The sequence below is a fragment of the Sutterella massiliensis genome, assembly GCF_016899755.1.
GTDB classification, from domain to species: Bacteria; Pseudomonadota; Gammaproteobacteria; order Burkholderiales; family Burkholderiaceae_F; genus Sutterella; species Sutterella massiliensis.
Genome location: NZ_JACJJC010000410.1, coordinates 1 through 276, shown reverse-complemented (window position 1 = coordinate 276; position 276 = coordinate 1). Strand labels below are relative to the sequence as shown.

At 64.1% G+C, this 276-nt stretch carries 1 protein-coding gene; it reads right to left on the bottom strand.

Annotated elements, in window-relative coordinates; all coding sequences use genetic code 11:
• On the bottom strand, positions 1-276 hold a 276-nt coding region (locus H6A60_RS13120; protein WP_205105304.1), incomplete at both ends, for an FAD-binding protein.

Sequence of the window (276 nt, the reverse complement as noted above, 5' to 3'; positions counted from 1 at the left end):
GTTGGCAAACCCGCCCGTTGCGAGAATGACGCCCTGCTTTGCGCGGACCGTGTATTTCTCGCCTTTGCTCGTTTCGACGACAGCGCCCGTGACGCGGCTGCCGAAATCGTTGGAAGCCGTCACCAGCGAGACGAGCTTCGTGTTCATTTGGGTTTTCACGCCGAGCGACGCGGCTTTTTCGGCGAGCGTTTTCACGGCAACGGGCGAGCCCGCGCGGTAGCCCGGCGCGAAGTAGTGCACGCGCTTGCGGTTGCCGATCGCCTGGGCGGGTTGCTC